General features: G+C 57.2%; 19 protein-coding genes and 3 rRNA genes (1 of these 22 only partly in view). 3 read left to right on the top strand and 19 right to left on the bottom strand.

Going from position 1 to position 18,894, the window contains the following annotated elements; all coding sequences use genetic code 11:
* Nucleotides 1-2: 2 nt before the first annotated feature.
* The 6 genes from BN1189_RS05920 to BN1189_RS05895 form a co-directional block, all read right to left on the bottom strand.
* The gene (locus BN1189_RS05920; RefSeq protein WP_052455669.1) at nucleotides 3-947 is read right to left on the bottom strand and encodes an osmoprotectant ABC transporter substrate-binding protein; all 945 of its coding nucleotides are present in this window, start codon (nucleotides 945-947) and stop codon (nucleotides 3-5) included.
* Nucleotides 947-1,600, bottom strand: a complete 654-nt coding sequence (locus BN1189_RS05915) for an ABC transporter permease (RefSeq protein WP_040226483.1) — start codon at nucleotides 1,598-1,600, stop codon at nucleotides 947-949. Before BN1189_RS05915 ends, BN1189_RS05920 begins: the two co-directional genes overlap by 1 nt.
* Nucleotides 1,600-2,790 (bottom strand): betaine/proline/choline family ABC transporter ATP-binding protein, encoded by a 1,191-nt coding sequence (locus tag BN1189_RS05910; RefSeq protein ID WP_052455668.1) that lies wholly within the window; start codon nucleotides 2,788-2,790, stop codon nucleotides 1,600-1,602. Before BN1189_RS05910 ends, BN1189_RS05915 begins: the two co-directional genes overlap by 1 nt.
* Nucleotides 2,791-2,904: 114 nt before the next feature.
* Entirely contained in the window at nucleotides 2,905-3,318 is a 414-nt protein-coding gene (locus BN1189_RS05905) for a hypothetical protein (RefSeq protein ID WP_040226481.1), read from the bottom strand.
* A 167-nt stretch (nucleotides 3,319-3,485) separates the two neighbouring features.
* Nucleotides 3,486-3,680, bottom strand: coding sequence for a CsbD family protein (locus BN1189_RS05900; RefSeq protein ID WP_040226480.1), 195 nt, complete (start codon nucleotides 3,678-3,680; stop codon nucleotides 3,486-3,488).
* A gap of 45 nt (nucleotides 3,681-3,725) precedes the next feature.
* The gene (locus BN1189_RS05895) at nucleotides 3,726-4,847 is read right to left on the bottom strand and encodes a YsnF/AvaK domain-containing protein (protein WP_052455667.1); all 1,122 of its coding nucleotides are present in this window, start codon (nucleotides 4,845-4,847) and stop codon (nucleotides 3,726-3,728) included.
* 227 nt (nucleotides 4,848-5,074) lie between these two features.
* Here BN1189_RS05895 and BN1189_RS05890 point away from each other — a divergent pair, with 227 nt between their 5' ends.
* Nucleotides 5,075-5,371: a hypothetical protein gene (locus tag BN1189_RS05890; RefSeq protein WP_040226478.1), complete on the top strand. Its 297-nt coding sequence runs from the start codon at nucleotides 5,075-5,077 to the stop codon at nucleotides 5,369-5,371.
* A gap of 140 nt (nucleotides 5,372-5,511) precedes the next feature.
* On the opposite strand, the gene BN1189_RS05885 is transcribed toward BN1189_RS05890, so the two are convergent.
* The 4 genes from BN1189_RS05885 to BN1189_RS05870 form a co-directional block, all read right to left on the bottom strand.
* On the bottom strand, nucleotides 5,512-6,297 hold the full coding sequence (locus tag BN1189_RS05885; RefSeq protein WP_040226476.1) for an ABC transporter permease: 786 nt from the start codon (nucleotides 6,295-6,297) through the stop codon (nucleotides 5,512-5,514).
* Entirely contained in the window at nucleotides 6,294-7,187 is an 894-nt protein-coding gene (locus BN1189_RS05880; RefSeq protein ID WP_040226474.1) for an ABC transporter ATP-binding protein, read from the bottom strand. Before BN1189_RS05880 ends, BN1189_RS05885 begins: the two co-directional genes overlap by 4 nt.
* Nucleotides 7,184-7,393: a PLDc N-terminal domain-containing protein gene (locus BN1189_RS05875; RefSeq protein WP_179860919.1), complete on the bottom strand. Its 210-nt coding sequence runs from the start codon at nucleotides 7,391-7,393 to the stop codon at nucleotides 7,184-7,186. The genes BN1189_RS05880 and BN1189_RS05875 overlap by 4 nt, the downstream gene beginning before the upstream one ends.
* An 86-nt stretch (nucleotides 7,394-7,479) precedes the next feature.
* Complete coding sequence (locus BN1189_RS05870; protein WP_040226471.1) at nucleotides 7,480-8,433, bottom strand: carbohydrate kinase family protein; 954 nt, start codon at nucleotides 8,431-8,433, stop codon at nucleotides 7,480-7,482.
* Between the two features lie 116 nt (nucleotides 8,434-8,549).
* On the opposite strand from BN1189_RS05870, the gene BN1189_RS05865 reads away from it, so the two are divergent.
* Both BN1189_RS05865 and BN1189_RS05860 read left to right on the top strand, forming a co-directional pair.
* Complete coding sequence (locus tag BN1189_RS05865; RefSeq protein ID WP_040226468.1) at nucleotides 8,550-9,434, top strand: EamA family transporter; 885 nt, start codon at nucleotides 8,550-8,552, stop codon at nucleotides 9,432-9,434.
* Between the two features lie 102 nt (nucleotides 9,435-9,536).
* On the top strand, nucleotides 9,537-9,953 hold the full coding sequence (locus BN1189_RS05860; RefSeq protein WP_040226500.1) for a FixH family protein: 417 nt from the start codon (nucleotides 9,537-9,539) through the stop codon (nucleotides 9,951-9,953).
* Nucleotides 9,954-10,010: 57 nt separating this feature from the next.
* On the opposite strand, the gene BN1189_RS05855 is transcribed toward BN1189_RS05860, so the two are convergent.
* The 9 genes from BN1189_RS05855 to BN1189_RS05815 all read right to left on the bottom strand — a co-directional run.
* Entirely contained in the window at nucleotides 10,011-12,101 is a 2,091-nt protein-coding gene (locus BN1189_RS05855) for an MMPL family transporter (protein WP_040226466.1), read from the bottom strand.
* Nucleotides 12,098-12,472 carry a hypothetical protein gene (locus BN1189_RS05850; protein ID WP_257125386.1) on the bottom strand — a complete coding sequence of 125 codons (375 nt, stop codon included), beginning with the start codon at nucleotides 12,470-12,472 and terminating at the stop codon, nucleotides 12,098-12,100. Before BN1189_RS05850 ends, BN1189_RS05855 begins: the two co-directional genes overlap by 4 nt.
* A 175-nt stretch (nucleotides 12,473-12,647) precedes the next feature.
* Nucleotides 12,648-14,024, bottom strand: a complete 1,377-nt coding sequence (locus BN1189_RS05845; protein ID WP_040226461.1) for a sensor histidine kinase — start codon at nucleotides 14,022-14,024, stop codon at nucleotides 12,648-12,650.
* Nucleotides 14,021-14,692: a response regulator transcription factor gene (locus BN1189_RS05840; protein ID WP_040226498.1), complete on the bottom strand. Its 672-nt coding sequence runs from the start codon at nucleotides 14,690-14,692 to the stop codon at nucleotides 14,021-14,023. The genes BN1189_RS05845 and BN1189_RS05840 overlap by 4 nt, the downstream gene beginning before the upstream one ends.
* An 842-nt stretch (nucleotides 14,693-15,534) precedes the next feature.
* Nucleotides 15,535-15,650: ribosomal RNA gene (rrf, locus tag BN1189_RS05835) — 5S ribosomal RNA — on the bottom strand.
* A gap of 166 nt (nucleotides 15,651-15,816) precedes the next feature.
* Entirely contained in the window at nucleotides 15,817-16,671 is an 855-nt protein-coding gene (locus BN1189_RS16865; protein WP_441296263.1) for a sensor histidine kinase, read from the bottom strand.
* 497 nt (nucleotides 16,672-17,168) lie between these two features.
* Entirely contained in the window at nucleotides 17,169-17,840 is a 672-nt protein-coding gene (locus tag BN1189_RS05825) for a response regulator transcription factor (RefSeq protein WP_040226498.1), read from the bottom strand.
* A gap of 842 nt (nucleotides 17,841-18,682) precedes the next feature.
* Nucleotides 18,683-18,798: ribosomal RNA gene (gene rrf, locus BN1189_RS05820) — 5S ribosomal RNA — on the bottom strand.
* A gap of 72 nt (nucleotides 18,799-18,870) precedes the next feature.
* Nucleotides 18,871-18,894 (bottom strand): 23S ribosomal RNA (locus BN1189_RS05815); it runs 2,906 nt beyond the window's last position.

Below are 18,894 nucleotides of genomic sequence, written 5' to 3'. Positions count from 1 at the left end.
CCTCACTCCTCTCTGAAGTAGTTGTTTTCTTCCAGGAATTCTTTTGCGATGAGGGCCGGCTCCCGCTTGCTGACATCGGCCTCATAGTTGAGACGCGTCATCGTCTCCGCATCAATTTTCCCGGCCATGCGCTTCAGCAGTCCGTCAAGTTCCGGATGCTGTTCAATGACTTCTTTTCTCGTCACCGGCGATGTCTCGTATGGAGGGAAGAACTGTTTGTCGTCTTCCAGCGTCTTCAGATCAAACGCCTTCAGCCGGCCGTCCGTGCTGTAAGCGAGAACGACGTCCATCTTGCCGCTCTTGACGGCCTGGTAGACGAGGCCGATCGCCATCGGGAGGGCCTCGCCGAACTCATAGCCGTAGGTTTCGATGAAACCCGGATAGCCGTCCCCTTGTCGGTTCAGCCAGTTGTTGTCGACGCCGAGCGTTAGCTCGTCCGCAATCTTGCCGAGATCGGAGACCGTATCCAGGCCCTTTTCCTCGGCAAGCTTCGACGTGACGGTGAATGCATAGGTGTTCTGGAAGCCGTATGAGTCGTACCAGATCTGGTCAAAGCGCTCGTCGAATTCCTTTTTCACGAACGCCATCGCCTCATCGGGATCCTTCATCGGTTCAGTGTCCAGGACAGAAGCCATGTCGGTGCCCGTGTAGCGCGCGGCCGTGATGTCGACTTGGCCGCTTGTGAGCGCCTGGTGCTGGATGATCGAAGTCCCGAGGTTCTCGATCATTTCGACTTTCAGATCGGTCTCGTGTTCAATCAGGTGACGGAGCATCTGGCCGAGGACCTGCGTCTCCGAGTGGGTGAGCGTAGAAATCCGGACGGTGTTGTCCGAACCGCCGCCGAGACCCGGAAGCGAGCAGCCCGGCAAGACAACGACCGCAGCCAGGACGAGCAGCATCAAGGGCCGGAGCAACCGGCGGATCGAGTCAGGTTTCGCGGAATTCATCAGGCGGCACCTCCCTCTATGCGGACACCCTTCGGCGTTGCATAGAACTCCACCCGGCCGAGCGTGTAGTCGAGCAGGATGGCGAGCAGGGTCACCGGAACCGCTCCGCCGATCACCAGGTCAGGACGGAACAGATACAGCCCGTCGAAAATGAAGTCGCCGAGCCCTCCGCCGCCGATGAACGAAGCCAGCGTTGCCCAGCCGATCAGATAGACGCCGGACATGCGGATGCCCGACATGATGACCGGGATGGCCAGCGGCAGTTCCACGCGGACCGTCCGCTGGAAGGAGGTCATGCCCATCCCCCGCGCCGCTTCCAGAAGGTTGCGGTCCACGTTTTTCACCCCGATATAAGTGTTTCGCAAAATCGGCAGCATCGAATAAAGGAACAAGGCGGCGATGGCCGGAATCTTCCCGATGCCGAGAAGCGGAATGAAGAACGCCAGGATGGCAAGACTTGGAAACGTTTGCACAACACTGACGACTCCCATGATGATGCCGGCCACTTTTGGAATCCGGACGAGCAGGATGCCGAGCGGCACGGCGACGATTACACCCAGGAAAAGGGCTGCAAAGGATATGTACAGATGCTCCCATGTCTTTTCCAGGAGCAGCACTCCGTATTCGTTGAAAAATGCCCGGACGGCATCCATCAGGATCCCTCCCCGGCTTGCGGAGCGGGAGCGGCGGCCGCTTCATTGGCGGCGGTATCCGCTTCATCTTCCTCTTCTCCCCAGATGGAATCATACAAGACATCGACGAGGTTCGTCCGTGTGATGATGCCGATGAGCCGTTTCCGCTCATCGACGACCGGGACGTATTTCGACCCGCGGATCAGGATATTTCTCGTGGCATCCCGGAGAAGCGTATCAGCACGCACCGTCCCAACCTCGCGTTCCATCAGGTCGGCAACGGCCGCGTCACGGTCGCGGTTCCGGTCGATCTGTTCGATTGTCACCTTGCCGCGAAGGATGCCGGCATCATCCGTGACGAGAAGCGAGTCGACCCGGCGCCTGCGCATCGTCCGGACCGCTTCTGAGAGGGTCGCCCCCATTCCGATCGAAACGGGATCAGGGTTCATGATCTGGCCGACCGTCTGGAAGTGCTGCTGCGCTTCCGCGAGCCGTTCCTTGCCGATGAAGTCGCGGACGAAATCATCCGCCGGGTTCCGGAGGATTTCATCCGGAGAGCCGATCTGGACAATCTGGCCCGCCCTCATGATGACGATCCGGTCCGCCAGCTTGATCGCTTCATCCATATCGTGCGTGACGAAGATGATCGTCTTCCCGAGGGACTGCTGGAGGTTCTTGAACTCCGCCTGGAGAGAATCCCGGGTGATCGGGTCCAGCGCCCCGAACGGTTCGTCCATGAGGATCAGCGGCGGATTCGAGGCAAGCGCCCGCAGAACGCCGATCCGCTGCTGCTGCCCGCCGCTCAGCTCATGCGGGAACCGGTCCAGAAACTCCTTCGGCATATTGACTAACTCCAGAAGTTCTTCCGCCCGCTTGTTCCGTTCCTCTGACGAGACCCCTTTCAGCCTCGGGACGAGGGCGATATTGTCGCGGATCGTCATATGCGGGAACAGGCCGATCTGCTGGATCACATAGCCAATATTCCGCCGGAGCTCGACGACATTCTGTTCGAGGATGTTTTTTCCGTTAAGCAAGATCTTTCCTTCCGTCGGCTTGACGAGCCGGTTGATCATTTTCATCGTGGTGGTTTTGCCGCAGCCACTGGGGCCGATAAAGCAGATGAATTCGCCCTCTCCGATTTCGAGGTTCAGATGATCGACGGCGCGCTTGCCGCCAGCATAGACTTTCGATACGTTGTCGAACACAAGCATGTACTTCCCCGCCTTCTCTTCTCTGTTTTAGGATCAGTGAGTTCCAAAAAGGGTTCACCCGAGGCGAACCCTTTACATCAGTATAACATATCTACTTTTCAGCAATTTTCAGCTTCAAAAGGCGGGTTTTTTGCTGAATCCCAAAATCGGGATAAGATCCTCTTGGATTTCCAGTTCATCCAGCGGAACCTCGATGATGAATTCATGCTTTCCGTACGGCCTGACCGGCAATTTTTCCTGAACGAACGGATCATTGGTGATGAGAACCGCCTTGCCGTCATCGGTCACTCCTTCCACCATGAAACGATGGCTCTCGTATACCGCATATGGAATGATTTCATAGGCATGATCCAGGTCACGGACAGACACCTCCCGGATAAACCGATCGGTCATGCCTTGCTGCGGCCGGAATCCGTCCGTCTTGACCGAAGCCGGATTGTCCGAGGTGAGATAATAGACCCGCTGATACGATGCTAGTTCATATTCTTTCCCGTTCCACTTTGCAAATCGTCCCTTTTTGAGTGTCATCCCCTCTCCCGCCCTTCCTTTTCTTCATTATAATCATTTCCGAAAATTCTTTCTACATGATTCGAGAACAAATCTGTGAGTTTTCATAGGACAAAGCGCCTATTAAAAATGAAAAAAACCGGAGAGGCAATGCCCCCCGGTTTATAGCGTTGATTTTTGGTTCGGAGTCATTTCTTGTGATTCATGCCATCCTTGAACTCGCCGACTTCTTTCTGGACTTCACCCTTGGCTTTGTCAAACTTGCCTTCAACTTGTTTGGAAGTGTCGCCTGTTGCGTTGCCCCACTGGTCCTTCGCTTCGCCTTTCACCTTGTTGACGGCGCTTTTCATCTTATCGGACATTCCATCATGTTTTTCATCCATGCAGCATTCCTCCTTCAATGATTTAAGTGATATCGTCCGTCCCGCTCAGAGGCGGTCGCGGTTGTCGAGGTCACGGTTGCGGAGTTCAAGGTCTTCCGTGTCGTCGAGGTCCGCTGCCGCGTCGTTCATCGATCCGGCTTCCCCGCCGGCGCGTCCGAGACGGTTGAATTCACCGGTTTCTCTCATTCCGGCTTCACCCTCGATGTCGACTTCCTCGCGGCGGACCGTTTCGTTGACGGTCTCGGTGTCTTGGACTTCTTCTTTCTTCACGACGATCTCTTCACTTACGACCGGGCGCTTCGTCACTTCGACGCGCTCTTCGGTGACCGGGATGTGGATGCTTTCACCGTCATCAAACGCTTCCCCGTCCGCCATTTCATCATTGACCTGGCGGCGCTCGACCGTCACTTCTTCACGGGTGACCGGGACTTCGACTGTCTGCTCATCCGTGACGACGTGCTTGTCGATGTCCACTTCGCCGGCTTGGACACGTTCCTTGTCGACGTTCAGTTTTTCCTCGTGGAGGCGGAGGCGCTGCTCGTCGTCCATGTTGTCCATGTTGCCGGACAGACGATCCGTATCAGTCCGGTCGGTGCCGGTCATATAGTTGTTGTCGCGGAAAGTCGCCGCGTCGCTTTCTTCAAAACGGCCGGTGCCGACTGTTTCCCCGCGGCCTTCGCCGAGCGGAGGCGCGTCGACCGTCATGCCGTCCTTGTTCACTTCAGCCGAGTCATAGTGATTGATGTTCGAGCCGGCCATGCCCGTTCCCATGCCGGTTGCGGCTGCGCCGGTGCCCGTCGTGGCAGTGCCCGTGCCGGATGTGTGGGCGCTTCCGTACTCACGGTCTGCGAACAGCAGGATGCCGCCGCTTTTCGCTTCATCATAATAGCGGTTCGATTCTTCGTCCGTGAAGCCCATGTCGGTGAAGGCCTTATGCACCGGCTCTTCGCCGCCCAGGAAGTCCATGAACTTATCCAGCCAGTTCTGATGCTCGTTGACTCCCTGGAGCTCAACGTCCGTTCGGCCACGCAGCATGGAGATTTTATCCGCGTCGTTCGTTACCACATATAGATCTTCCTCTTTGTACCCCTGCGCTTTCAGTTCTTCAATCCGGTTCATTACTTCCTGTTCCGAGCGGAATGTGCCGATATACTTTTTGTTGTCCAATGCGATCCCTCCATTTTTTATTCGTTTCGTATGCGATGCAACTACTCTTTTAAATACCCGGAACGTTGCCGATGAAACTATTACAAATGTTACATGGCAATGCCGGCGCATCAATCGGGCGGGAGTTTGAGGCTGTCCGAATACGGCAATACTAATAGTACGAAACTTGCGGAAGGCGACGGGAAACTGGCGCTTTTCCCGCAATCCGAGAAGAGAGGTGCCTAAAAATGGCAGAACGTGAAAAGAAGAAAGTGGAAGAGCAATGGGGAATGGACAATGAGTTGGACATGAATCCGGACAAACCCGATAATCCTGAGAACATGAGGGGCGAAAAGGGTGAGAGCATCTATGATATGCATGAAGACATGCAGACGGTGGATGCAATCCCGGTCGAGGATCAGAAACAGGAACAGCTTGAGGAAGCGCGGCCACGGATGACGAAGCATGACTCCTCGACTCCGCAGAAGTTCCCGGGCGGCGAATACATGAATGACCGGGAAGAAATGGACGAGGAAGAGAAATAAAAGGACAAGAGCCATCCGCGGCAGGCGGATGGCTCTTTTGTTTTTTTATCCAGACGGATAATCTGTGATCGGGCTTGTCGAAACCCGACGTAATTTCCCGGGAAATATCGAATCCCTCCGATAGCACCTGTCCATGTTTTTCATACTTTCGCCCGTGAAGCATTTTTGCCGGCCGCGGCAATGCCGAGGAAGACCAGCAGGACAATCAAACCCGCAGTGACGGCCAATGCCCCATAGAAATCACTCGTATCGGGTGATCCGGCCAGATAGGACAGCCCGTACTCCGCCAGTTTCCACGGCGTCCACGGCCAGTACTTTCCGACCAGGCCGTCGATGATCTGACCGAGAAACAGGACGGCCAGCGAAGCTCCCGCCGCTCCGCCCGTTGGCAATGCGGCGCTTGCCGCCACTGTCAGCGTCACGGCAAACAGGATCCACACCCCGTAGACGAGGAGGAAGCGGATGAGGTCGCCGGCTGCGGGCACATGCTCGTAAAGCTGAATGATATAGGTCATCGCCATCCCGTAGCCGAGCCAGACCGATGCGACGGCAAGCAGAGAGGCCGCCGTCCATTTCGCGAGAAAATAAGACGAGTAGGAAATCGGGCGGACGTAGAGAAGCGTGCCGGTCCCGCTTTTCCGCTCCCCCGACAGCGTGCCCATGAACGCCAGAACGAGGACCAGTATGCCGATCAGCTGGTATTGTCCGGTCAGGGACCCGATGATGTCCGTTCCCGTCAGATCCGGGAATGAAAACTCCATCCCGTCCGGCACATTGCCGATGCTATCCATGATTTGAGGAAGGAAATGGTATGTGAGAGGCTCCAGTGCACCGAAAAAGATGAAAAGAAGCGGCACCCAGATGATCTTGAAGCCCCTGATCTGTTCGCGCCATTCCTTTCGCATGAAAATCCCATACTGTTTCACGGACGACCCACCACCTTCAGGAAAATTTCCTCAAGCCGGACGGTAGATTCCCCGACAGACCGGATATGGGCCGCCCGGCCGGCGGCAAACCCGAGCAGCTCTTCCATCCGGACAGCGTCCGCAGGGATCCGGACGCTTGCGCCGTCCGGATCGGCCGGCCACGGAGCTTCTGCAGCGAACCGACCCGCTGCCGCAGCATCCTTGAACTCCACCCGGAAGTCCTGCCCGCCGTACTTTTCCTTGATCTCACCGAGCGGGCCCTGTTCGATCAGCCGGCCCTTCCTGAGGAACAGAAGCTGGTCCGTCATTTCCTCGGCGTCATTCAAGATATGGGTGGAGTACAGGATGGTCGCCTGCTCCCCGAGCTCCTTCAGCATATCCATCACTTCGCGCCTGCCCGCGGGATCGAGCGCCGACACCGGCTCATCGAGGAGCAGGAGCGCCGGCCGGTGGACGATCGCCTGCGCCAAGCCGAGCCGCTGCTTCATTCCGCCGGAAAACCCGCCGATGCGCTTGCGTGCGGCATCCGAAAGCCCGACAAAGCCGAGTGTCCGCTCACATTCCGCGCGGGTCTCCCGGCCGCTCATCCCGCTCAGACCGGCTGCCATCTCCATGTATTCGAGTGCGGTCATCCACGGGAAAAAATTTGGATACTGGGGAAGAAAGCCGATGCCCGAACGGGGGTCGGCCCCCGCCCCTTCGAACCGGACGGTCCCTGAAGTCGGACGCAGGAGGCCGGCAATCATCGACATCGTCGTCGTTTTCCCGGAGCCGTTCGGACCGATAAGCGCCGTCGCCGTATGGCCGGCAAGCGAAAACGACAATTCGTCGACCGCGGATTGCCCGTTGAACCGTTTCGTCAGATTCGAGACCTCAAGTGTCGCCTTCATTCATGCCGCCTCCCAACCGTGAAATAGAGCACCGGCCCGATCAGATTGACGAAGATGATGATGAACACCCAAAGAAGAACCGGACCGTTCGTCGCTTTTCTTCTCCCCAGGTCGACGAGCGCGATCGCCATGAGGACGAGCTGGATGACCAGGAGCGGCCAGACGAGTCCCCACGGCACCTTGGCGAGCGTTTCCATGAACTGCATATTGATCCCCCCGTGTTCGATGTTCTTTCATATACGGTTCACCGGGGTGTTCGGTTCCACGGCCGTGATGAAACAGGCAGGCGGAATCACAGGCATGTGCCCGGTTCCCCCGCATGCGGCAGGGCGGTGAGCGCGCCCTTTCTCGTCACGGCCATCGCTCCGAGGCGGTTGCCGAATTCCGCACAGCGGATGAGCGCATCCCGGTCCCCCGGCATGCCGCGGACCCGGACGAAGTGAAGGATGCCGGCCATGAACGCATCGCCGGCACCCGTCGTGTCCACCGCCCGGACGGCGGTTGCCGGCACATGCACCGCTCCCAAGTCCGAACCTCCGAGCATCCCGTGAGTACCGTTCGCCCCGTCGGTAATGAAAAGCACTTGGTGCGCCGGCCTCCGGATCAGTTGCAGGCCCTCATCCAAGCTCTCTGTACCGGTCAGGAACGAAAGCTCCTCCTTCGTCATCTTGACGATCGAGGCCTCTTCGATGAACCGGCTGACCGTCTTCCTGCATGTTTCCTCATCCGCCCACCGCGCAGGCCGGATATTGGCGTCAACCGAGATCGGCACACCGCCTGCCCCGGCAAGTTCGACGAGCCGCTCCGTCGTCTCCCGCGCGGCCGGATGGAACATCGTCCCCGATGCAAGATGCAGAAGCGACACCCCTTCCAACGCCCCGGCCGGGATATCCCCGGGACGGACCTGGATGGCGGGGGTCTCATCATGATAAGTATGGAAGACGCGCTCCCCGCTTTCGTCAAGATGGATATACAGCCGGACCACCCGCTTGCCCGGATCCAGCACGGCAAGATCCAGCCCGACGCCTTCCGCCAGCAGGCCTTCCCTTGCAAACCGGCCCGCCTCGTCGTCACCCGTCACCGTGATGAAAGACGAAGGCGTCCCGAGCCGGGCCAGGCCGGCCGCCACATTGACCGTGGCCCCTCCGAGATGCCGGTTGAACTCCGTGTTTGACCGGTCTGTCGCAATATAGTCGACAAACGCATCTCCGTAGACGATGATCCGTCCGCTCTGAATCGCTTCCATGCGGTTCTCCTCCGTTCGGTTTCAGTTCCCTTCATTATACTTGATGCCGGTACGGCCCCCCGAAGGAATTTCCGGCCGATATGCTATAATACCGGATGAAACGGAGGAACGAACGAATGCCAAGATGGATTTATCCCGTCATGGTCGCCTTTGCATCCGCCTGCTACGGCGTGCTGTCGACCAATATCAAGCTCGCCATGAAAGCGGGCTTCACCGCCTCCGAAGCCGTCACCGCCCAGTACATGACCGGCTTTCTGCTCGCCGTCGTGCTGTTCGCCGTCACCGCCGGGAAACGCCGTTCATTCCGGGGATGGCCCGCGCTCATCCCCGCCGGGCTCTTTACCGCCCTGACCGGCATCGTCTACGGACGCTCGCTCATTTACCTTCCCGCCTCGCTGGCGGTCGTTCTTCTGTTCCAATTCACCTGGATCGGCATGCTCATCGACTGCATCGCCGTCCGCCGGCTGCCGAAGAAAGTTGAGCTGTTCTCGCTCATCCTGCTGTTTGCCGGCACGCTGCTTGCCGCCGGGCTGATCGGCACGGACCTGTCCGGAATCCCGTGGCAGGGCTGGGCATGGGGGCTTGCAGCCGCGCTCTGCTTCGCCCTGTTCGTCTTTTCCAACCGCAAGACCGTGGAAGGGATGGCCACGCCGACCCGGCTGCTCATCACTTCTTTCGTCGCCATGCTCATCGTCTCCGCCTTCCAGTCGCCGGACATCCTCTGGAACGGCCAGATCGCAGAGGGCCTCTGGAAGTACGGTCTCCTGCTCGGGACGCTCGGCATCGTCGTGCCGGTCACCCTGTTCTCGGTCGCCGTCCCGCATGTCGGGTCGGCACTCGCCTCGATCTTGAGCGCCACGGAGCTCCCGGTGGCCGTCACGGCGTCTGTGCTTCTCCTGCATGAACCGTTCACCGTGCTGCAGCTCGCCGGAATCTTCGTGATCCTGGCAGGAATGCTGCTGCCGACCTGGGCGGAGCAACGCCGGTTGCCGCCCGTATGACACCGGATTGTCAGGAATGTTTCTGATTTGTCACATAAACGAAGGTGTTTTCATGGTTTGATGAAGGAAGATGAACAATTTATAAAAGGGGACTGGACACTCATGAAAAAATGGACACTGCCGTTTCTGTCGATCGTGCTCGCCGCCGGACTCGCTGCATGCGGGGATGATAACGCGGACACAGCGAACGAGGGGGAGCACGGAGACATGGAAGCCGGGGAAGGCGTGTACCCGCTCGAAGTTGATCTGGAACTGCCTGAAAGCGCTGCTGCCGGCGAAGAAGTGACCATCCGCGCGAAGGTGACGATGAACGAGGAAATCGTCGATGACGCCAATGAAGTCGAATTCGAAATTGAAGACGGCTCGGGTGAAAGCGAATGGATCGACGGTGAGTTCGACGGCGATGAATACTACATCATCGAAAAGTCGTTCGACGAGCCGGGCACTTACAGCGTGACCTCGCACGTCACCGCCCGCGAACAGCACACGATGCCGAAAAAAGAAATTACGGTGGAGTAAAAAAAGGATGCCCGGGCGGCAAATTGCCCGGACATCCTTTTTTACATATCGGTCTTATCAAATCCCGCTTCTCTTGCCGAGAAGGAGGATGATTGCAGGGATCAGCAACGGCCGGACGATGAAGGTATCGATCAGGATGCCGAGCGCCATCATCATGCCGAACAGCTTCAGCTCGTTGACCGGCATTGTGGCGAGCACGAGGAAGGTCGCCGCCAGGATAAGCCCGGCGGAACTGATGACGCCGCCCGTCCGTTCGATCCCGAGCCGGACTGCGTCATGCAGGTCGTGGCTCTGCTTTTCTTCCCGGATCCGGGCGATCAGCATGATCGAATAATCGACCCCGAGCGCCACGAGGAAGACGAACGAGTAGAGCGGAATCCGGTAACTGAGTGCGTCCTGCCCGAGGAACACGTCAAACAGGAACACGGACAGGCCGAGCGTCGCCGCATAAGACAGGATGAGCGTCCCGATCAAGTAGATCGGCGCCACGACGGATTTCGTCTGGAAGCCGAGCATGACCGCAATCAGAAGCGCAACCGCCGTCATGACAAGGATCGTATCACGGTCGTTGATCTTCTTCAGATCGGCGTTCAGGGCACTTTCCCCCGACAGATAGAATTCCGCGTCCTGGATCCCCGCTTCCTCGGCGAGTGACGGGCCTTCATCACGCAACCGGTCTGCCGTTTCCAGCGCAGCCGAATCATAGGGGCTGCCTTTGAACGTGACCGTCATGCGGGCGGCGTGGCCATCCTCCGATACCGGGTGGCCCTGGAAGCCGGTCCGCTCAATGCCCGGTTCGTCGGCGAGACGCTCCGACAGCTTGACCGCCGCCTCCGGGTCGATGTCTTCGTCCGAAACGACGAGCACGGTTCCCGGAGCAAGCTCGCCCTCGCCGAAACCGGCGGCGAGCTGCTCATAGCCCTGCCGGGAGGACAGGTCATCCGGGAATGCCTTGACGAGGTCAAACGACTCCCGGTAGTTCAGCACATTCAGGGAAGACAGGACGAGGAACGCCAGGACGACCGTCAGGAAGACGACCGGACGCTTCGTGACTGCCCCTGCGACGCGCGACCAGATTGTCCGCTTGCCGGTTTTCGCCTTTTCCCCGTATTTCGGGATGGACGGCCAGAATGCCTTCCGGCCGGCAAGCGCAAACAGGGACGGCAGGAGAGTCAGGCCGGCCGCCAGCATGGCCACCGCGGCGATTGCAAAGACCGGCGCAAAGTTCCGGTACGGCTCATAGAGCGCCGTGAACAAGGTCAGCATGGCAAGGAAGATCGTGCTTCCGCTGAAGAAGATCGGCTCCTTCACGCGGTGCATCGCTTCTTTCATCGCCTGTGCAGGATGTTCGTGCACCCTCAGCTCCTCGCGGAACCGGGAGAAGATGAGGAGCGAGTAGTCGGTGATCACGGCAAACAGCAGGATCATCATGATCGACAACGCCTGGCTTTCGGTGACGAACAGTTCTGTTTTCGCCCCGATGCCGATCAGCCGGTCCACGACGGCATACACGATCCCTGCCCCGACGAGCGGGATGAATGCCAAGAGCGGCGACCGGTAGATGATGAGGAGCAGCACGAGGATCAGCCCGACCGTCGACACGAGCAGCACGACATCCGCGCGCGAAAACAGCTCCGTCGCATCGGCTGCGATGCTGGCCGGTCCGGTCCAGTTGATCTCCGCGTCTTCAGGGGCGTCGGCCTTGACCTTCTCCTTCAAATCTCCCATCACGGTCATGAGATCATGGCCTTCCAGCTTCTCGGGCAATGTTACCGGCGCGAAGAAGACCGTGCCGTCCTCGGAAAGGAAGGCGTCTTTCTGCCCAAGCAGCGCTTCCGCCGGGATTACTTTAAGGTCTTTGAACTCCGGGTCATCCGCAATGGAACCGACGGCTTCTGTGAAGTCCGACAGCTGCTCATCGGTCAGCCCGTCTTCGTTCCGGATGACGGCCATGGCCGGAAGCCCGCTGTCTCCCGGGAAGAACTCTTTCACTTTTTCCGCTGCGACAATCGACGGCTCGTCAGCAGGCAGCCCGAAGTTCTCGTTGTTTTTGACGAACTCCTTGGAGCCCGGTGCCGTGAACGACAGGATCGCCGCAGCGACAATCCAGATCAGCAGCGTGATCACATAACGGCGTTTCCCTTTCATTGTCGGGACGCCTTCTTCTCCGTCATGAATGTGACTGCGACGAACAGCGCAAAGCTGATGAGAAGGATGGTGCCGCCGACGATATAGAAGATGAGCGAGAACGTCTCGTTAATGTTAAACGGCTTCAGGAACTGCAGCCACATTCCGGCTGTGAGGCCGATGGCGCCGATGATCCCCGTCCATCCCTGGATGGCGACCAATTTTGGCGACCGGACGGCGTACAGCTTGTAGAATACACCCCAGGCGAACATCGACAGCCAGCCGACGAGCAGGATGTGGGCGTGGACCGGACGGAACGCATACGATCCCGACCCCGCCATATGGGAACCGAGGATGGTGCCCACAAGACCAAACAACGCTGCTATACGCATCAGGCGCAAACTCCATTTTTCTTGTTGCATTTGAACCCCTCCGTTTCTTGATTACCTTCATTGTAAAGAGCGAAGGTGAACGGAAGTTGAACTCCGCGTGACAAAACCGGCACGAGCGGAGTTTTTGCGGCAGGATCCATAGAAAAGAACCGGTGCACGACTCGCATGCACCGGTTCAGGAACGGGGAAGCGTGATGGTGAATGCAGCGCCGCCGGACGGACGGGACCCTGCCGCGGCCGTCCCTCCGTGGAGCTCGACGACTTCCCGGACGATCGACAGGCCGAGCCCCGTGCCGCCTTCGCGCGACCTGGCCTCATCCGCCCGGTAGAACCGGTCAAAAATCCGTTCACGCTCGTCCGGAGCGATTCCGGGGCCGTCGTCTTCCACCGTGATAATGACCGCCTCAGGCCCTGCCTCAAGCCGGATATCGACCTCCCCGCCGTCCGGTGTGTACTTGACCGCATTCGACAGCAGATTCTCCCACACCTTTTCCAGCAGCTCCCGGTCACCGCGGTAGACGGCTTCGTCGAGCTCCATCGATACGTAGATCCCTTTCGATTCAAACGCCCAGCGGTATTTCCGGATCACTTCACGCAGCTGCCCGGCCAGATCCACCGTCCCGATCTCCGGGGGCTCGGTGATCTGGTCGATCGAAGTCAGGAGGAGCAGCTGCCTGGCGAGATCGGACAGCCGGACGGCTTCATCCCGGATGATCCCCGAGTACTCTTCCCTGATGCTGTCGGGAAGATCCGGTTTGCCGAGCAGCTCCGCGTAGCCTTTGATGTTCAGCAGCGGTGACTGGAAATCATGCGACACATCACTGATGAACGCCTTCCGAGAACGGTCGTTTTCCTCCAGCTTCCGCACCATCCTCCTGAAGCTGTCGGACAACTGCCCGATCTCATCATTCCTGCGGATATCCGGCAGCTCCGTGAAACGCTCCTGCGCCACCCGCCTGGTCGCCTCCGTCAGCTCCGTCAAAGGATCGATGAGCTTTTTCGCCGTATAAAGGACCGCAATGAATCCGATGAGCGCGATCGATACGAACATGATCGCGGTCAGCCAGTGGAGCTCGCTGAACAGGAGCCCGATATCCGGCCGGATGAACAAGGCGTACTGCCTGCCCCCGTAGGTAAACGGAACCCCGACCGTATTGGCGACGTCATTGGCGAAGTAGCCCGAAAAGAACGTCTCCGCAGGCAAGTCGCGCATGCCGTGATAAACATGCCCATCCAAGACCGACCGGACAGTCCCCTGCGGCAGGGAATTTTCCTTGAACGGTCCCCCGTAGAACGTACCGCCGCCCTCCTGATCCGAGGCGTACAAAATATAGCCCGCCTCCGCCTGCGTCTTCAAGTAAAGATCCAGATCAAGCCCGTCCGTCTTCTCGATGAATGAAGCCATCTCCCCGGCAATGCGGACATGCTTTTCATCGTTTTCGACTTTCATGTCCCGGTGGTACACCGTATTGACGAGCAAATAAGAAAGCAAAATGCCCGCCGCCAGGACAAGCACGGAAGAAAGGACGAACTTGCTGTACAAAGATTTCAATTCGCTTCCTCCAGTTTATATCCGACCCCGCGGACCGTCACAATTTCCACTTCGTCCGTCAGCGACTCCAGCCTGTCCCGGACCCGCTTGATATGGACGGACAAGGTCCGGTCATCCCCCTCATAATCAAGTCCCCATATCCGCTCAAGCAGGAACTCCCGTTCAAATACGACATTCGGCCTCGAGGCGAGGATGGCAAGCAGCTCGAACTCCTTCAGCGGAAGAAGAAGCGTCCGGCTCCCGCAGTGTATCTCATAGCTGGACCGGTCAATCCGGAGAGGCCCCACCGAGATGACTGCACCAGCCTCCTTCCCATACCGCCTGAGGATGGCCTCCACCCTGAACTGGAGCTCCTTCGGCTCAAACGGCTTCACGACATAATCATCGGACCCCGCCCGGAAGCCCCTTTCCTTATCCTCAAGCGCCCCCTTTGCCGTCAACAGAAGCACCGGGAGATCCCGGAACGACTTCAACTCCTCGGTGAGGACAAAGCCGTCCATCCCCGGCATCATCACATCAACAATAGCCAGATCCGGATTCTCCTCATCCATGAGCGCAAGCGCCTCCATGGCCTCTGCAGCCTGGATGACTTCATAGCCTGCCTGTTCCATCTGGATCTTCACCAAATCACGGATCCCTTTATCATCATCCACTACGAGTATCTTCACGATGGCCACCTCTCTCCATTGCCTCTATTGTGCATGAAACAGAGGAACGGAGACAAGAGAGAGCTTGCCGGCTTCCGGCTTGCCCCGGCTTTTCTGTTTCAGGATTGGCGATTGTGGTGGGGGAACCGGAGACTTACATAGATAATTAACGTTTCGGCTTGGCAAATTAACGTTTCGGCTTAGCTAATTAACGTTTCGGCTTGGCAAATTAACGTTTCGGCTCAGATAAACAACGTTTCAGCTCAGATACACAATGTTTTCCCTTAGATACACAACGTTTCACCTAAGATACACAACGTTTTATCCTAGATACGCAACGCTTTAAGTTTGCGTCCAGTATTTTGTGGGGTCTATTGCCTTCGACAGAAATCAGACGGTGACCACTTTCACTAAATGACCTGCCTATACAGCTTGAACACTCACTTTGCCTCAAGTTGGCACTCACCCGGTGAAAGCTGACGCTCACTCCGCCAAAGAAGACACTCGCGCTATCAAAACTGACGCCCAACCCGTCAAAGTTAATACTCGCTGCTCCCCGCAGATATCCCCTTTCAAATTGAACACAAAAAAACCGCTTGGCTTAGCTAATTAACGTTTCAGCTTAGCTAATTAACATCTCAGCTCCGCTAATTAACGTCTCAGCCTAGCTAATTAACGCTTCGGCTCAGATCAACAACGTTTCACCTTAGATACACAACGTTTTATCCTAGATACGCAACGTTTCAAGTTTGCGTCCAGTATTTTGTGTGGGCTATTGCCAAAGTGGATGCCCGCTGCTCCCCTCAGATATCCCCTTTCAAATTGAACACAAAAAAACCGCCTCCTAAAGGAGACGGCCTTGTGCCCAGCGACGTCCTACTCTTGCAGGGGGAAGCCCCCGACTACCATCGGCGCTGAAGAGCTTAACTTCCGTGTTCGGGATGGGAACGGGTGTGACCTCTTCGCCATCATCACTGGACCTTGAGCTTGTTCGCTCAAAACCGGATAAAACAGACATTGAACCAAGATCCTTCCGGATCTTTCTATGTGTCCGGCCTCGGCGGCCAGTCGCTCGGGGTCATAAGCCGGCCGGCTCTGCGGATCAGGATCCGCGCTGCCTTCCGTCTTATGCCTGTCGCGCCTGTTCAGGCCGCCTCNCCGCCGGACGGACGGGACCCTGCCGCGGCCGTCCCTCCGTGGAGCTCGACGACTTCCCGGACGATCGACAGGCCGAGCCCCGTGCCGCCTTCGCGCGACCTGGCCTCATCCGCCCGGTAGAACCGGTCAAAAATCCGTTCACGCTCGTCCGGAGCGATTCCGGGGCCGTCGTCTTCCACCGTGATAATGACCGCCTCAGGCCCTGCCTCAAGCCGGATATCGACCTCCCCGCCGTCCGGTGTGTACTTGACCGCATTCGACAGCAGATTCTCCCACACCTTTTCCAGCAGCTCCCGGTCACCGCGGTAGACGGCTTCGTCGAGCTCCATCGATACGTAGATCCCTTTCGATTCAAACGCCCAGCGGTATTTCCGGATCACTTCACGCAGCTGCCCGGCCAGATCCACCGTCCCGATCTCCGGGGGCTCGGTGATCTGGTCGATCGAAGTCAGGAGGAGCAGCTGCCTGGCGAGATCGGACAGCCGGACGGCTTCATCCCGGATGATCCCCGAGTACTCTTCCCTGATGCTGTCGGGAAGATCCGGTTTGCCGAGCAGCTCCGCGTAGCCTTTGATGTTCAGCAGCGGTGACTGGAAATCATGCGACACATCACTGATGAACGCCTTCCGAGAACGGTCGTTTTCCTCCAGCTTCCGCACCATCCTCCTGAAGCTGTCGGACAACTGCCCGATCTCATCATTCCTGCGGATATCCGGCAGCTCCGTGAAACGCTCCTGCGCCACCCGCCTGGTCGCCTCCGTCAGCTCCGTCAAAGGATCGATGAGCTTTTTCGCCGTATAAAGGACCGCAATGAATCCGATGAGCGCGATCGATACGAACATGATCGCGGTCAGCCAGTGGAGCTCGCTGAACAGGAGCCCGATATCCGGCCGGATGAACAAGGCGTACTGCCTGCCCCCGTAGGTAAACGGAACCCCGACCGTATTGGCGACGTCATTGGCGAAGTAGCCCGAAAAGAACGTCTCCGCAGGCAAGTCGCGCATGCCGTGATAAACATGCCCATCCAAGACCGACCGGACAGTCCCCTGCGGCAGGGAATTTTCCTTGAACGGTCCCCCGTAGAACGTACCGCCGCCCTCCTGATCCGAGGCGTACAAAATATAGCCCGCCTCCGCCTGCGTCTTCAAGTAAAGATCCAGATCAAGCCCGTCCGTCTTCTCGATGAATGAAGCCATCTCCCCGGCAATGCGGACATGCTTTTCATCGTTTTCGACTTTCATGTCCCGGTGGTACACCGTATTGACGAGCAAATAAGAAAGCAAAATGCCCGCCGCCAGGACAAGCACGGAAGAAAGGACGAACTTGCTGTACAAAGATTTCAATTCGCTTCCTCCAGTTTATATCCGACCCCGCGGACCGTCACAATTTCCACTTCGTCCGTCAGCGACTCCAGCCTGTCCCGGACCCGCTTGATATGGACGGACAAGGTCCGGTCATCCCCCTCATAATCAAGTCCCCATATCCGCTCAAGCAGGAACTCCCGTTCAAATACGACATTCGGCCTCGAGGCGAGGATGGCAAGCAGCTCGAACTCCTTCAGCGGAAGAAGAAGCGTCCGGCTCCCGCAGTGTATCTCATAGCTGGACCGGTCAATCCGGAGAGGCCCCACCGAGATGACTGCACCAGCCTCCTTCCCATACCGCCTGAGGATGGCCTCCACCCTGAACTGGAGCTCCTTCGGCTCAAACGGCTTCACGACATAATCATCGGACCCCGCCCGGAAGCCCCTTTCCTTATCCTCAAGCGCCCCCTTTGCCGTCAACAGAAGCACCGGGAGATCCCGGAACGACTTCAACTCCTCGGTGAGGACAAAGCCGTCCATCCCCGGCATCATCACATCAACAATAGCCAGATCCGGATTCTCCTCATCCATGAGCGCAAGCGCCTCCATGGCCTCTGCAGCCTGGATGACTTCATAGCCTGCCTGTTCCATCTGGATCTTCACCAAATCACGGATCCCTTTATCATCATCCACTACGAGTATCTTCACGATGGCCACCTCTCTCCATTGCCTCTATTGTGCATGAAACAGAGGAACGGAGACAAGAGAGAGCTTGCCGGCTTCCGGCTTGCCCCGGCTTTTCTGTTTCAGGATTGGCGATTGTGGTGGGGGAACCGGAGACTTACATAGATAATTAACGTTTCGGCTTGGCAAATTAACGTTTCGGCTTAGCTAATTAACGTTTCGGCTTGGCAAATTAACGTTTCGGCTCAGATAAACAACGTTTCAGCTCAGATACACAATGTTTTCCCTTAGATACACAACGTTTCACCTAAGATACACAACGTTTTATCCTAGATACGCAACGCTTTAAGTTTGCGTCCAGTATTTTGTGGGGTCTATTGCCTTCGACAGAAATCAGACGGTGACCACTTTCACTAAATGACCTGCCTATACAGCTTGAACACTCACTTTGCCTCAAGTTGGCACTCACCCGGTGAAAGCTGACGCTCACTCCGCCAAAGAAGACACTCGCGCTATCAAAACTGACGCCCAACCCGTCAAAGTTAATACTCGCTGCTCCCCGCAGATATCCCCTTTCAAATTGAACACAAAAAAACCGCTTGGCTTAGCTAATTAACGTTTCAGCTTAGCTAATTAACATCTCAGCTCCGCTAATTAACGTCTCAGCCTAGCTAATTAACGCTTCGGCTCAGATCAACAACGTTTCACCTTAGATACACAACGTTTTATCCTAGATACGCAACGTTTCAAGTTTGCGTCCAGTATTTTGTGTGGGCTATTGCCAAAGTGGATGCCCGCTGCTCCCCTCAGATATCCCCTTTCAAATTGAACACAAAAAAACCGCCTCCTAAAGGAGACGGCCTTGTGCCCAGCGACGTCCTACTCTTGCAGGGGGAAGCCCCCGACTACCATCGGCGCTGAAGAGCTTAACTTCCGTGTTCGGGATGGGAACGGGTGTGACCTCTTCGCCATCATCACTGGACCTTGAGCTTGTTCGCTCAAAACCGGATAAAACAGACATTGAACCAAGATCCTTCCGGATCTTCTTATGCGTGAGGTTAAGTCCTCGATCGATTAG

Source organism: Bhargavaea cecembensis, assembly GCF_000826125.2.
Taxonomy (GTDB): domain Bacteria; phylum Bacillota; class Bacilli; order Bacillales_A; family Planococcaceae; genus Bhargavaea; species Bhargavaea cecembensis_B.
This window is presented reverse-complemented; position numbering and strand designations above follow the sequence as displayed.